This window comes from Pseudomonas sp. Fl4BN1, assembly GCF_009908285.1.
Taxonomy (GTDB): Bacteria; Pseudomonadota; Gammaproteobacteria; order Pseudomonadales; family Pseudomonadaceae; genus Aquipseudomonas.
This window is the reverse complement of sequence record NZ_JAAARM010000003.1, coordinates 73,316-88,003: the sequence shown is the minus strand read 5'-3', so window position 1 is coordinate 88,003 and position 14,688 is coordinate 73,316. Positions and strand designations below refer to the sequence as shown.

The window sequence follows — 14,688 nt, the reverse complement described above, 5'->3', positions numbered from 1 at the left end:
TTCAACCCAGCATCGGCCAGCGGCCCAAGCCCCGGATATCGGCAATGCGATGCAACTAAAGGCTGCGGTAAAGACGCGATAATCCTTCGGCCACGCTAATCGGAGTACTCAGATCAAAGCGTTCAAGCAAACGGCGGTTATCGGCTTTTGAATGTTTGATATCGCCGGATCTGGCAAGAGCATAGCTGACGTCCAGGCTCTTTCCGCTGATGTCCCCAAGCGCTGCAATCAGGTCGTTGAGCGTGGTCGTGCGGCCGAGCCCGACATTGGTTGCATCACCCTTGGGTTCGGCGATTACCAGCCCTTGGGCGAGGATCTTCACCAGGTCCTCGACATACACGAAGTCGCGGGTCTGCCCACCGTCGCCGAACACCGTGAGCGGTTGGCCGCTCCTGGCGCGCTCGCTGAAAATACTGATCACCCCGGAATACGGCGAAGACGGGTCCTGGCGCGGGCCGAAGATATTGAAGAAGCGCAATACCACCGGTTCCAACGCATGTTGGCGGCGATAGAAATCCAGGTAGTACTCGCTTGCCAGCTTGTCCGCTGCGTAGGGCGTCAGGGGCGACTTGGGAGTGTCCTCATGAATCGCCGTGCCTTCGCCGTTATTGCCGTAAACCGCGGCACTGGAAGCGAACACGATGCGCTTGACCCCAGCCTCGACCATCGCTTCGCAGACCCGCAGAGTGCCGATGAAATTGCTCTGGTGAGTGCGTACCGGGTCTTCGATCGAAGCCTGCACGGAAGCGACCGCTGCCAGGTGAACCACCGCGTCGCAGGAATGCATGGCTTCGCCAACCGCCTGTGCATCAGCAACATCGCCGACCAGCAGTTCAAGGGATGGATGATTGATCGGCAGATTGCCCACCTTGCCGGTAGACAGATTGTCCAGTACCCGAACGGCATACCCCTTGGCCAACAATGTGTCGACAAGGTGCGAGCCAATGAAGCCAGCCCCACCTGTAACCAGTATCCGTTCGGCAGACATAAAGAGTTCCAAAGAGTGGAGAATTCAAAACGATTGTTGCTAAAGCGCCAGCCTCTCAACACCAGGCCCTGCGATTCACTGTAGTCGCACTTGATGCACGCATCGGCGAAAACACCCCAGCGACCTCATTCGTCAACAAAACGTCGAAAAATCAAGCGCTCGGGGTGGGCCATCATCTGATATCAAACAGGCAGCGTCAACATTACGACTAATATTTGTTTTTCCGGATAAAGGCCGGAGATTTAGCCAATATATTGACGAGATAATTTTCCGATAAGACCCTTGTGCTAGAGGCTTTCCGCTGTCCGTTTTTTGACAGGAAAGAACTCATAAGCTTTAGAGGGTCATAATCCGACCCTGCGGAGAAATACAGATCGAGTGAGACGAGCCGGGGCGCCCGCAAAATACGGACAAAATCGTATTAAGGTTTTCCGCGCATCCGTAGCGGGCTGAATTGGCCGGTTTCCAGCTTGCAGCTCTGACGCCAGTCAGGTTTGCGACATGTCCGACGGTACGAGTTCCTGGCCTCCGTGAATCAATCCACCACTGCGCGCATGGTTCAGCAACTTGTCGCCGCCCCGAGCACTTTGTTGACCAACCCACGCGTCGGCGAGCGGCTGGAAGAGTTCGATCCGCGTGATGTGCGGCGATTTCTGGTGGGATATTACGAGATGCGCCATTAGCGCATGGCATCTGGAGAGTTGAGCTATGCCGAAGCGCAAACACCCTGGCGCGTGGTTGAAGCACGACCCTGAGGATTCAGAGCATTCTCGTGCTCCCTTGGGATACGTCCTAATTCAACGGCTTTGCCGTGTTGCTAGTTTGTGCACCAACTAACACCCGAGCCAGGTACGGCGCGGGCTGGGTTTTCTCTCAAGCTTAAGGATGAGCCTATGTTCGCGTCGGCTGACACTGCGCAGTTTGTGCTGTCCATCCCCTCTGTTCGCCACGACTTCAAGGTGCTGGCCTTCAAGGGCCGCGAAGCCATCAGCGAGCTGTATGCGATCCGCATCGAACTGGTTTCGGACAACCCCGAGGTCGACCTGGAGAGCCTGCTCAACCAGCCCGCCTACTTGCAGTTCGGCCTGCGTGGCGAAGGCATCCATGGCCTGATCGACGATGTCGAAGTGGGCGACAGCGGCAAGCGCATGACCCGCTATCGCCTGATCCTGCGACCGCACCTGTACCAGTTGCAGCACCGGCACAACCAGCGGCTCTACCAAAACCTGACGGTGCCGCAGATCATCGCCAAGTTGTTCAAGGAACACGGGATTCTCGCCGACCAATACCGGTTCACTATCGCCCCCAAGCCTTCGCTACCCCGTGTGTACTGCGTGCAATACGGCGAGACGGATTTTGAGTTTCTACAACGCCTGTGCTTCGAAGACGGTATTCACTGGCACCACGAACACAGCCTCGACCGGCACCTGCTGGTGTTTTCCGACAACCAGACCGACTACCCGATCCTGGCCACTGCGCGCTATCAGCAAGGCAGCGGCCTGGCCGCCGAAGACCCGGTGGTCAGCCATTTCGCGGTGCGCTTCAGCACCCGTACCAGCCAGGTAGTCCGGCGTGACTACGACCTGAAAAAGCCCGACCCGCGCAGCGCCTCCAGCGGTGCCAAGCTCGACCCGGTGCCCAGCACCTTGCACAGCGGGGCCGGCATCGAGGCCTTGCCAGTGCTTGAGGACTACCGCTACCCGGGGCGCTACAGCACCGGCGCAGCGGGCAAACAACTGAGCCAGATCGCCCTTGAAGGGCATCGCGCCGACTACCAACTGGCCAAGGGGCAGAGTGATTTGCCGACCTTTCGCAGCGGCCATCTGTTGAGCCTGAGCGAGCACCCGCGCAGCGAATACAACCAGATGTGGCTGCTGGTAGAGGTTGAGCATGAAGGTCGCCAACCGCAGGCGCTGGAAGAATCGGTCACCAGCGACACCAGCACCGATGGCCGCTTCAGCCAGGGTTACCGCAACACCTTCAGCGCTATCCCTAGTGAGACCTTCTTTCGGCCTAAAGAGCCGGCTCCCAAGCCCCGCCTGAGCAGCCAGACCGCGCTGGTGACCGGTCCTGCCGGTGAGGAAATCTGGTGTGACGAGCACTCCAGGATAAAGATTCAGTTCAATTGGGACCGCGAGGGCGAGCGCAACGAGTTCTCCAGTTGCTGGGTGCGGGTGGCCAGCAGTTGGGCCGGTGACGGTTTTGGCCACGTGGTGATCCCGCGGATCGGCATGGAGGTGCTGGTGAGCTTTATCGGTGGCGATCCCGAGCAGCCGCTGGTGACCGGCTGCGTGCCGAACCAGCACACCCCGGTGCCTTATCCGTTGCCGGCGAACAAGACCCGCAGCGTGTTCAAGACCCTCAGTTCTCCCGGTGGCTGTGGTTTCAACGAACTTCGCATCGAGGATAAAAAAGGCGCAGAGCAGATATTCATCCACGCCCAGCGTGACTGGGATGAAAACATCGAGAACGACCAGAAGATCCGGGTGGGCAACGAGCGTCACGACACGGTAGAAAAAAACAGCTACAGCGAGTTCAAAGCTCAAGAGCACCGCACCACTCAAGGTGACCGCAAGGTGGAAGTCAAAGTCGATGATCACTTGATCATCGGCCAGAACCAGCACATCAGGATCGGCACGGCCCTACTCATCGAGGCCGGTCAAGAGATTCACCTGAAAGCGGGCTGCAAGCTGGTGATCGAAGCCGGCGCAGAGCTCACCTTGAAAGCCGGCGGTCACTTTATCAAGCTGGATGCGACTGGAATTACGATGAGTGAGCCCGTGGAAAAGATCAAGCCAAGTGGGGTGCCGGGCCAGGGTTCCGAGAATGCGGCATTATTGCCGGTCATTCCGTTACCGGCGGACTGGGATAAAGCAGGTAAGGCGATGTCTTCCAGGGTTTCGCAATCGGCTCCAGAAGTCATTCACAAACTGAGTGCGGTGTTGAGTCCGCTGCCGGGTATGCCGGGGTATCCAGATGAGCCATATACCCTGTTCGCCGATGGTGCGGTTATCCAGGAAGGACTGACCGGGGCCGATGGTGTCGTGCGGTTCGAGCATGTACCCGGCACTCAAGCCTATGCCGTCGAATTGGTCAATGGTCACCGCTTTGATATTGAAACCAAAGAAGAAGCCAGCGAACCCGCTACCGTGTATCACCAGCTAGGTCGTCAGGGTTATCGCGACTATCAGTCCACGATGGATCAGCTTGAACCGCTGGCTTCGGCCGAAAACTACCGTGCCTTGACGTTGACTCCGACCAACACGCCCAAGGGCCATTGATTGCGGGGAGCCATGGAATGACCACTGACTACAGCGACCAATTAATTCAACTCACACCCACTGAACATCATGGCGCGACCTTGAGCATGGACTGGTACGCCAAAAAAGCCCTCTATCCACCGCGCACCGGGATGTACATCACGCCACTGATCAACGGCCAGCGGGCATTCGGTGCAGTGTATGACGCCATCCTCGTGGCGAACAAAAGCATCGACATCATCAGTTGGGGGTTTGACCCTGCAATGCGTTTCAAGCCTGACGGCGACCGGATCGGGGAAATGCTTGACGTTAGAGGTCGACATGGCGTCAAGACGCGAGTTTTGATCTGGAAAAATCCGCTGGCCAACTTCATGGAAAACACCGTGATCGGTGACGGACTCATGGGCTCGGGTGGCACCGCCATGGGCTCGGGGGTGACCCGTGGAAGCGCTGCTTCCAATAGCGACCGCCAGTATCGTCAGGCTCTGGAAACTCAACGCACCTACTATCAGCATGAGTTGGACAAACTGCAGGCGGCCAAACGGCAAGCGGCTCAAGGGCGAGTGGACGGAGCGGGGTTTACCTCACTGCCTCCTAGCCCCGCACGCGAGCGCGAGTTGGAGAGCCTTCTGGCCAACATCGAACAGCAACTGAACGAGCAAAATAGCTACAACATAATCAAGGGTTCAGGCGCGCCCCAATACTCCCCCGACGAGCAGGAATACACCCGGGAATGGTTCAGCCGCGTGCACGATGGGCGAATGCAGAACGTCGAGTTCCGCACCCGCGACTTTTCCACGGAAATTCCGCTCAATGCAATCCTGCGCGGACCTCAGATGGAGAAAGAAAAGGGCCGTCTGGCGACACTCTATCGCCTGCTCAAAGGCGAAGCGCCCGACGTCAATTTCCTGCACATGATGGCGCTGAGTTTCTTCGCCAGTCATCACCAGAAAATGGTGATGGTCGACTACGAAGACACCGCTAACACCGTGGGTTTCGTCATGGGGCACAACATGCACCGCAACTACTGGGACACCAGCGCCCACCTGTATGACGACGCTGCAGCGCAGCGCAGTCCGGGCTTCGGCCCTTGGCAGGATCTGTCCATGAGGGTGCAAGGACCGGTATTGCATGACCTGAACCATAATTTTTGCACGGCGTGGGATCGGGAAACCTTTTGGATCAAGAAATGGTTTGAAGATGGCCTGCTGGAACAGCGCCAGGCGATCAAGCCGAGTCATTTTCAAGAGGCCGGCACCGTGACCGCGCAGATTTGCCGTACGCAACCGCAAGAAGGCGCAGAAACCTCGATTCTCGAGCTGCATCACAACGCGTTGGGTAACGTGCGCAACTACGCCTACATTGAAAATCAGTATTTCCGCTACGCCCCGTTTGCTCAACAGTTACGTGAATTGGCGGCGGCTTATCGCGCCAAAGGCCGCGACAAAGACCTGTATTTGTTCGTGGTCACCAACAACCCGAACAGCGGCAAATTTTCTAGCACGACCTACGCAGCCTTGCAGGAACTGGGGCAGGAGCAACTGATGCCTCAGGCGCAACGCACCCTGGTGGAAGAGATGGTGCAAAAACGTAGCCGCCTGGGTTATCTGAACACACACCTGAGTGCCGATCCCGGTGTGCAGCGCAATCAGCTCAAGCAGATTGAATCGCTGAAGAGCGACATTGCCCGCCTGGAACAACAGGGCGTCACTCCAGAGTCGGAGAGGCGTCTGGGAGGCCTCAAACCAGAGGACATTCCTCAACTTGGGCAACCGCAGCCGGGCGCTGAGGAACAGGAGCAGGAGCAGGAGCAGGAGCAGGAGCAGGAGCAGGAGCAGGAGCAGGAGCAGGAGCAGGAGCAGGAGCAGGAGCAGGAGCAGGAAAAACCCTACACCCTTAAAGAGCTGCCGGGGCTCAAGGTGGTTATTGCGACGCTCACTGCGTGCACGCCAGAACCGGGCAGTACGCTGCCCGAAGGACGGCAGGCGTTTTTCCGGGACATCTACGTGCACTCCAAGCTGCTGGTCGTGGACGATGTGTTCAGCTTGCTCAGCTCAGCGAACATCAACACACGCAGCATGCACACGGATTCCGAGTTGGGCCTAGCGGCGCCCGATCCGGATCTGGCCCTGCAGTGGCGCGACGAGCTATGGAAATTGCATGCAGACCAGTCATTCAATGATGAACAGTGGCGCTGTGATGCGCCAAAAAACTTCCAACATTGGAATGATGTAATGGATATGAATTGGGAAAAAAAGGGGCGAAAACTTCCTCTTATAGCCCATCTAACCCGTTTTTGGGACGTGGAGACACCCTATGCGCAAGCCGTTGACTAAAGCGTTTTTATCTTTTGGGTTCATTACTACTGTTTTGTTGAGCGGAGCTCCAGCGATGGCTTATCCCACCTTTACCTGTGCCTACGAAAAAGACCATAACCCGCCGCTGGATGCCGAAGCAGAACGGTGGTTTCAACAGGCCCGCGCCTTGGAAAAAGCACGCGGCGTGAAAGACTGGAAAAGCATCCTTGAACTGTATGAAAAAGCCATCGCCAAAGATCATTGGAAGGCCATGCACAACCTGGCGGGCCTCTACCGCACGGGTTGGCCGGGCCAGCCGGGGGTGGAGCAAGATACCAGCAAGATGCTCGACCTCTATGAGCGCATGGTGAAACTCAAGGTGCCGTTGGGGTATTACGACTGGGCAGTAGTGGCTGAACAGGGGCGCGGGGTGCTGAAGTCAGACCGGATGGCCAGTTCATATATGTTCCAGGCGGCACAATTGGGCAGCCCGATGGCACAAGTACAGTTGGGCCGCCATTTCGCGTTTGCGCTGCCACGGGATAGGCAGGATGACGACATGGCGGAACAGTACTATCGCTGTGCAGGTGCTCAAGAAAACGCCGAAGCCGTATCAAAAACTGCCTCGTTTTATAAAAATGCCAAGCAGAATGAACCGCGTGCGCTGCTCTACTACCAACGAGCCGCTTCATTAGGCAGCCCAACAGGGTTTCGCGCTCTCATTGGAGCCTTCGAGGCTCAACCAATACCCATGTATGATTTTGGATATTTACCCGATGAGAAACTGCATGCGTTTTACTCGGATCTTGAGAGGCAATTTGAGGCGAATCCTCAATTACGCTTCCCGAACCTGATGAGCGACCATCCACTGCCTGCTCACCCCAAGCAGGGTTTCGATGCGGAACACCCTGATCGACGGCCAGAAATTTAATGGCGGCCATTGCGAGCTACGACGGGGGGAATCTCCCCCGTCGTAGTTCTCCTTAGACGTCCAAGGCCTGCTTACGCAGGAACCCACCCTTGAGTGCAATCCGCTGCCAGCGATGGACGCTGCCGGCCTGTGTCAATACCTGTCGCCGTTGGGCTGGGAGCACATCAACCTGCTTTTCGAATTCAGCGGGCTCCCCGAGTCGGTCTGCTCGATGCCGTCCAGACCTGATGGGAGGAGCAAATAGCCTGCCCGGGAAGCGATTTGCCCGGGTCAGTGCATCGAAGCAGAGAGGGCGAAAAGCGCGGGGCCGCGACACTTGTGCGGCCCTTGCAGGGCGAGTCGATCAGGGCATGGTGCGCAAGCGAGCCATGCTCAGGACATCGACATACTGGCCGCCACGAATAGCGTAATCACGCAGTTGGCCTTCGGTCTCGAAACCGAACTTCTGGTACAAACCGATGGCCGCCTGATTGTCGGCATACACCGTCAGTTCCACCCGGCGCAGGTTCATCCAGTTGTCCGCCACCTCCAGCACTGCGGCCAGCAGGCGACTGCCGATACCCTGGCGCTGCCAGGCCGGCGACACTCCCATGCCGATGCCCGCGCAATGGGCACGGCGTACCCGGGAGAATTGTTCAAGGCTGCAGCTGCCGATCACCGCCCCCTGGTGCAAGGCCACCAGGGACACCTGCCGCTCGTTGTCCACACGCTGCGCCAGACGCTGGCGCCAGAGCTCACGGGACTGATAAGGCATCTGCAGGGTCTGGGCCGCCACGCTCGGCTCGCTGTACAGCGCCGTCACGCCGTCGAGGTGGGCTTCGTTGAAACGTTCGATGACGATGGTCGGATAGGAATGGGGCATGGCGAGGTCGTCCTTGAAGTCGAAGTGGCCATTGAGTGTAAGGCCCTCGGAGCTGTTCTGACGAGGCGGCTGACCGCCAGACACCACTCGGCGAACAATGACCAGCATCAAGGTCTTTTTGAGAGTCACACCACGGAGTCCACATACCCCCCTGTCGGCTTATCTTCCTTTGAGCTGACCGTAACCCCTCCTTTAAACAAACCACTCCTGGCGTTCGCTGAAGGTGTTGAGGATCAGATCCGCCAGTTGCTGTACTTCGGCTTCGTGTTGCACCTGGGCGTTCACCGCCAGCCAGGCGCGGCGCTGCATGCTGTCGGCGAACAGCCCGGGCAAGGCAATCAGGCCACGGTCGTAGCTGCTGATGTAGCGCGGCAGCAGGCCGATGCAGGCGCTGCAACGGATCATCTCCAGCATCAGTTCATAGGAGTGCACGTGCACCACCCCGGCCAGGCGCTGCTCCACCAGCCCATTCCACGGCCGGAACGGCTCTACCTGGCGGTCATGCTGCCACTGCACCAGCATGTAGTCGGTCAGGTCGTCGAGGCTGTCGGGGCGCGCCGCGGCCCGGGAATAACGCTTGGCGATGTGCGGCAGATAGTCGATGCGCGCCAGGGGCACCGGCTCGCGCGTGGCGAAACTGGGGCCCGGCACGGGCGAGTCCTCCCCCGCCAGCCACAACACCAGGTCGGCACTCAGGGCCTGCAACGACAGGTCGCTGTCGATGGAGATGATTTCCAGGCGGGCGCTGGCGTTGCGCCGCAGCAGGGCGATCAAGTCACGGCCGAGGATGTCGTGGAGGATGGTTTCCGCCACGGCCACGCGGATCAAGGGTTGCTCGATCACCGGCAACCGCCGCTGGTTGGCCAGGGCAATCAGTTGTGCCTGCAACTGCAGGCCTTCGCGACTCAGGCTCAAGGCATTCCCCTGATAGCAGAACAGTGAGCGCCGCAGGTGCTCCTCCAACAGCGCCAGTTGCTTGCGCAACAGCGTGGCCTTGATGTTCAGGCTGCGGGCCGCCTGCATGAAGCAGCCGCAGCGGGCGCTGACCAGAAAATACTGGGCAACCTCCGGGTCGATCCCGGCAGCCAGGGTCAGCCAGGCTTCCCGGGGTTCCTGGGGGGCGATGTAGGCGGCGCCTACTAGGAGTGGAGCGGGTTCGAGAAATGCCATGGGTGACTCCCTGTCGTGGTGGTGTTGCTTCCTTGGCTTGCAGGCGGTGAACCGCGCAAGTTTGCCTTCGCAGCAGGCGCTAGCTTGCCGTCGAAGCAGCCCGTAAGGCTGCCTGCGCCGGCCGCGGCTAGAGTTTTTCCTCCAGGACCTGGTTGAGCATCGCGCCGTCGATGCTCAGGGTCGCGGTGTTGAGCATGCCTTCCAGGTAAGCCTTGGCAATCTGCTCCTGGCGTTGCGCGCGCAGGGCCTCGGTCAAGCGATCACGCAGCTCATCCAGGCTGGCGGTCCGGGCCGGTTGTTGCGCCGTGAGCTTGAGGATGTGAAAACCCGCTGCGCTCTGCAGCACTTCCGAAACCCCGCCGACCTTGAGTCGCGAGACCGCGTTGCGCACTTCCGGCACCAGTTGCTGCAGCGGTTGCAGGCCGGAATCCCCTCCGCGCTGGGCACTGTCCTGGTCCTGGGAGTATTGCGCGGCCAGGGCGGCGAACTCTGCAGGTGCCGCCTGGGCCCTGCGGCTCAGTTCCAAGGCTTGCCGGCGCACCTGCTCGGCGGCTTGTGGATCAGCGACACCGAGGAAGATCTGGCTGACCCGGTACAACGGCGGGGTCATCCAGGCCGACTTGCCACTGTCATAGGCCTGTTGCAGTTCCGCAGCACTGGGGTAATCCGCCGGCACCTGGCTGACCGACTGCAAGTAGTCGCGAAAGACAATCTGCTCGGTCGCATCGCGAGTCTGCTGCTGCACTTGAGGACGCTGGCCCCAGCCCTGGGCATCGGCCTGTTCCAGCACCGCCTTTTGCGCCAGGCGTGAACGAATCCAGGCTTCCAGGGCCGGGCGATTGCCCCGCAACTGCTCGCGGGACGCTTCGGGCAAGCCGGCAAACAGCGCCTTCAGCTCCTCGGCCGCCACCTGCTGGGTGCCCAGGCGGGCCACCGCCGGGCCGCTGGCCACGCTCTGTGGCAACACCGCCAGCGCCGGTTGCTGGGCCGCCACCGGATCGTTGCCCGGGCGCAGGCTCAAGCCCACCGCCAGCCCGAGCAGCGCCAAGGCCCCGGCGCCGACCACCAGGGTTGGCTTTTTCACAGGGTCGCCGCCTCTTCACGGGGGCTGGCGGAGGCCGCGTCGAGTGGCAGCTCTGATTGCTGCTCCGGCGGTTGTTCGGCCTGGGCGCGCAACTGCGCAGCCTGCTGGCTGTATTCGCGCAGATAGACGATGAACTCCTGGAGCAAACGGTCCCAGAGTTCCAGGTTGCCGCGCAGGTGAGTCTCACCCACCCCGGCCACCACCACGTCCATCTCCATCACCAGGAACTCGCCCTGCAGCGACAGCCGGGCAAAGCGTCGCGAGGCGTTCCACAGTTCCGCCAAACCGCCGGGCAATTCGCCCTGGACCCGCAGCGCGCAGCTGAAGGTAAAGTCCACATAGTGGCCCGGCTCGGCCGTCGGGTTACCGAAACGCACCGCGTAGCCGATGCCCTGGCTGGCGCTGAGCAATTGCACGATGCCGTTCTGCTCGGTCTGGTTGACTCGGTAACCGGCGCCTTGCAGCAGCTCGGTGAGGCTGTCGATGGTCACGCTGTCGATCAAGATGGTCTGCGTCATGAAGCAATCTTCCTTGTGGTCAATCAATGGGCTTGCGCTGCGCTGCGCGCGTCAAACTGGGTCTGGTAGAGGTCATCGCCAAAGCCCTGGGCCAGTTCCTCGAACTTGACCCGGGCGCTGCCGGCGAACGGCTGGCGGATTTTCACCACCTCGGCCACGTCGATTTTTTCGTAGGCCGTGAGAATCTCCTTGGCGATGCCGTACATCTGTTGATTCTTGACTGCACATTGCTGCACTTGTGTGTCACGTTCGGCCAATTGCACCTGCAATTTGGCCCGCTCGGCTTCCTTGCCTCGGGCCAGCACCAGCAACTCGTCGTAGGCCTTCTTGAACTTGCCCAGTTGCTCACCATTGGCGGCGGCCTGGGCCTGGGCCTGGCTTTGCAGCGTCTGCTGCTGGCCCACCAGTTGCTCGGCCACGCCCCGGGTCTTGGCCAGTTCGGCGCTCAGTTGCTTGATCTGCGCCTGGGCGTCCTTGGCCGAGTTTTCCGCAGCAATCCGTGCCGCGCTGGCCTGGGCCTGTTCGCTCTGCAACGCCTGCAACTGCTGGGTGGTGCTGCGCAACTGGGTGCGCAGGCGCTCCTCCATGCCTTCGGCCGAGGCCTGGCCGGCAGTCAGCACGCCCCAGGCCAGCAACCAGATGGCCCCTGCCCTCGCTCGGGTGTTCATACCGTCATCTCCCTGCGCTTTAGAAACGCGTGTTGAGTTCAAGCTGCATGACGTCGACCTCGAACGGCGCGCCATAGACTTCTGAAGCGCTCAAGTAACGGGCGCTGGCGTAGATGTTCTTGTCGATGCCGTAGTTGCCGCCGATGAAATAACCTTTGGCGTTGGTCCCGCCGAGGTGGAACGAAGAGTCGTTGAAGCCGTCCGGCAAGGCGTCCGGCTGGATGTACTTGTAGCCAGCCAGCAGGTTCCAGTCGCCGGTCTTCTTCATCTCCAGCGCGTTGCCCAGGGTGAACTGCACCAGCAGCGCATTACCGCCACTTTCGAACTGGCCATTGCGGTTGATGTTGTTGACGATCTGCCCCTCGCTGCGCTTGAGCATTTCGCCCTTGTCGTAGGCCAGGTTATGGATGAAGTTGCCCTGGCTGCGCAGCTTCAAGTCATCCGGCAGTTCGGTGTCCCAGGCCAGGTTGAGGTCGAGCACGTCGAACTTCGAGGCCAGGCCGACAAACTGCGGCTGCGGGGTCAGGCCCGGCGTGGCCGGGTTGGGGGTGATGTCGCGCAGCAGGAACACGCTGTTGCCTTTTTGCATGAACGCCACACGGCTGGTGTCGGTGTCGCAGCCCGGGTCCCCGGCCCATGGCGAGCAAGGGCTGGAGCGCTGGCCCTCGATGTCGTCGAAGCGGTAGTAGGCCACCGCGCCCTTGAGGCTGTTGCTGCGGTTGATCTTCCAGTTGGCGCCGATCTGCCCGCCGAACAGCCACTTGGTGTCGCTCTCTTCCTTGTCCCAGCCGTTGCTGCTGGCGGTGTCGTTGGTGTACTCCACCGGGAACACCCCGAGCGTGCCGAACAGGCCCCAGTCGCTGTTGAGCTTGTGGTTGAAGATCGCCGCCACGCCGTCGAAATTCAGGTCGTTGGAATACATCATGTCGGTGGAATAGAACGGGTTGGCAAAACGGCCGCCGGTCAGGGTCAAGTCCGGGGTGGCCTTCCAGGTCAGGTAGCCCTGGTCGAGCCAGATGTCCTTCTTGCCAAAACCACCACCCAGGGTCTGGGTGGTGGACACCGGGTTGTTGTCCGAACCGGTGCCGATGCGGATGCCGGCGGTCCATTCCGGAGCGATGATCGCCTTCATGCCCAGGCGTGCCCGCAGGCGAAACAGGTTGTCGCGGTCCTCACGGGTGTTGAGCAGCGGCGGCAGCTTGCTGTTGGTGTTCTTGTTGACGTCGTAGGGCCCGCTGTCATTGAGCTTGGCGTAGTCGGTGATCTGGTTGTTGTTGTTGTCGGAAAAGAACCGCGACTCGCTGCGCAGGCGGATATCGCCATCGAAGCTGATGCGCGACACCCAATCCGGGAAGGTGTTGGGCTGGGCCCAGTTTTCCTGCTTGGCGGTGGCCATGACCTCGGCCTTGACCTGGTCGCGGATCTGGTCACGGACGATGGCCGGCACGTACTGCACCCGCACATCCCCCGGCGCTGCGGCGGGCCCGGTGGCCGCCACAGCGGTGGCGGCACTGGTCTGACGGGCCTGCTGGGCCTCCTTCTCGGCCTGGGCGATCAGGCCATCGGCCTGCTCCTGCTTCAATACCCCCTGCTGCACCAACAGACGGATCAGGTTGATCGTGGCGTTCTCCGAGGGCGCGGCCGCAGCGGCCACGGCCGAGCCGGCCAGGGTCAGGGCGACCAGGCCGAGCGCCAGGGTCAATCGATTCACGGTGGAAATCATCTGCACACAACTCCTGTAGAAACTGCAAAAGAGGTTCGATCAATCCGGACGCCGGCCCTTCAGGGACAGGCGCACTGGCAGGGTCAGGGAAGCCGGGACCCGTTCCTTCAAGCGCGGTGTAGCGCGCAACGCGGCCAGCACCTGCTCATCGGTCTGGGCATCGCCGCTGGAATTCACCAGCTCGGCGCGGGTCACCTGGCCCTCGGCGCCGAGCCACAGATCGGCCTGCACCGCATAGGCTTTCTTGCGCAACTCCGGGTCTTCGCGCAGGGCCTTCTGGAACATCGAGGCCAGGTATTGCTTGTAGGTCCCAGTGCCCAGGCCGCCACCACCGGCGCCGGCCATGCCGCCGCCCTTGCCGGCGCCGACGTTGAAGCCGTCGTTGCCAGACTGCGCGTCACCATCGATCTGCATCGGGTTGGCCAGGTCATCCGCCGGCGAAGGCGGCGCCTCGTCCTCGGGCTTGACCTCCTCCGGAGTCGGCGTAGGTTCGGGTTCCGGGATCTTTTCTTCCACCGGCTCCGGTTCTTTGGGTTTTTCCGGCGGCGGTGGTGGCGGAGGCGGTAGTGGCGGCAACGGGATGATGGTCGGCACCTTCGGCGCTTCCCGGCGCACCCCGGCCATGTCATTGGCCCACTGCCACAGCAGCCAGGCGGCGACGGCGCCGAGCAGCAGCCCGGCGCCCCACTTCAACAGGCGCACGAGGTCTGGCTTGCGCTGCACCGGCGGTAGCTGGATTGGTTGTTGTGCGGTCATGACTCAGCCCTGGCTCGGTTTGCCGGTGACCAGGCCAACCTGGGACAACTCCAGGCGGCGCAACAGGTCGAGGACTTCGATGACCTTCTGGTACTGCACCGTGGCATCGCCGCGGACGATGACCGGGAAGTCCGGGTTCTGCGCCTTCTCGATACGCAGGCGCTCCTCCAGCTCGCCGAGGGTCACCGGGTAGGCATCGAGGAACACCTGGCCGCCGTCGTTGACTGAAATCGCCTTGGTCTTGGCCTCCGACAACGACACCGAGGCGCTGGCCTTGGGCAGGTGGATCTGGATGCCCGAGACCTGGGCAGTGGCGGTGAGGATGAACATCACCAGCACCACCATCAGCACGTCCACCAGGGGCGTAATGTTGATGCTGTCGACGGCCGCGTCGTCTTCGTCATCGTGGGACGCATTCACAGAAGCCATGG

General features: G+C 60.8%; 13 protein-coding genes. 4 read left to right on the top strand and 9 right to left on the bottom strand.

Translation table 11 applies throughout. The annotated features are described in order from the left end of the window. Positions 1–55 precede the first annotated feature (55 nt). A complete protein-coding gene (locus GV818_RS04300) occupies positions 56–988 on the bottom strand; it encodes an NAD-dependent epimerase/dehydratase family protein (RefSeq protein WP_161775867.1) in 933 nt (310 codons plus the stop codon). Between the two features lie 494 nt (positions 989–1,482). Here GV818_RS04300 and GV818_RS04295 point away from each other — a divergent pair, with 494 nt between their 5' ends. The 4 genes from GV818_RS04295 to GV818_RS04280 all read left to right on the top strand — a co-directional run bounded on the left by GV818_RS04295 (position 1,483) and on the right by GV818_RS04280 (position 7,476). After that, positions 1,483–1,671, top strand: a complete 189-nt coding sequence (locus GV818_RS04295) for a hypothetical protein (RefSeq protein ID WP_161775866.1) — start codon at positions 1,483–1,485, stop codon at positions 1,669–1,671. Between the two features lie 210 nt (positions 1,672–1,881). Then, a complete protein-coding gene (gene tssI / locus GV818_RS04290; RefSeq protein ID WP_161775865.1) occupies positions 1,882–4,269 on the top strand; it encodes a type VI secretion system tip protein VgrG in 2,388 nt (795 codons plus the stop codon). Between the two features lie 17 nt (positions 4,270–4,286). Further along, positions 4,287–6,584 (top strand): phospholipase D-like domain-containing protein, encoded by a 2,298-nt coding sequence (locus GV818_RS04285; protein WP_161775864.1) that lies wholly within the window; start codon positions 4,287–4,289, stop codon positions 6,582–6,584. Next, complete coding sequence (locus GV818_RS04280) at positions 6,565–7,476, top strand: tetratricopeptide repeat protein (protein ID WP_256679412.1); 912 nt, start codon at positions 6,565–6,567, stop codon at positions 7,474–7,476. The genes GV818_RS04285 and GV818_RS04280 overlap by 20 nt, the downstream gene beginning before the upstream one ends. A gap of 343 nt (positions 7,477–7,819) precedes the next feature. On the opposite strand, the gene GV818_RS04275 is transcribed toward GV818_RS04280, so the two are convergent. From GV818_RS04275 to GV818_RS04240, 8 genes are all read right to left on the bottom strand, one after another. Further along, positions 7,820–8,338, bottom strand: coding sequence for a GNAT family N-acetyltransferase (locus tag GV818_RS04275; RefSeq protein WP_161755290.1), 519 nt, complete (start codon positions 8,336–8,338; stop codon positions 7,820–7,822). A gap of 192 nt (positions 8,339–8,530) precedes the next feature. Next, on the bottom strand, positions 8,531–9,508 hold the full coding sequence (locus tag GV818_RS04270) for a LysR family transcriptional regulator (RefSeq protein ID WP_161755104.1): 978 nt from the start codon (positions 9,506–9,508) through the stop codon (positions 8,531–8,533). Positions 9,509–9,635: 127 nt separating this feature from the next. Then, positions 9,636–10,592, bottom strand: coding sequence for a peptidylprolyl isomerase (locus GV818_RS04265; RefSeq protein WP_161775863.1), 957 nt, complete (start codon positions 10,590–10,592; stop codon positions 9,636–9,638). After that, entirely contained in the window at positions 10,589–11,110 is a 522-nt protein-coding gene (locus GV818_RS04260) for a YbjN domain-containing protein (protein WP_161775862.1), read from the bottom strand. The genes GV818_RS04265 and GV818_RS04260 overlap by 4 nt, the downstream gene beginning before the upstream one ends. Before the next feature lie 23 nt (positions 11,111–11,133). Then, positions 11,134–11,778: a DNA repair protein gene (locus GV818_RS04255; protein WP_161755110.1), complete on the bottom strand. Its 645-nt coding sequence runs from the start codon at positions 11,776–11,778 to the stop codon at positions 11,134–11,136. A 19-nt stretch (positions 11,779–11,797) separates the two neighbouring features. Further along, positions 11,798–13,501: a putative porin gene (locus GV818_RS04250; RefSeq protein WP_161775861.1), complete on the bottom strand. Its 1,704-nt coding sequence runs from the start codon at positions 13,499–13,501 to the stop codon at positions 11,798–11,800. Between the two features lie 39 nt (positions 13,502–13,540). Further along, positions 13,541–14,257, bottom strand: coding sequence for an energy transducer TonB family protein (locus GV818_RS04245; RefSeq protein WP_161775860.1), 717 nt, complete (start codon positions 14,255–14,257; stop codon positions 13,541–13,543). Positions 14,258–14,260: 3 nt separating this feature from the next. After that, the gene (locus GV818_RS04240; protein WP_161755116.1) at positions 14,261–14,686 is read right to left on the bottom strand and encodes an ExbD/TolR family protein; all 426 of its coding nucleotides are present in this window, start codon (positions 14,684–14,686) and stop codon (positions 14,261–14,263) included. Positions 14,687–14,688: the final 2 nt, after the last annotated feature.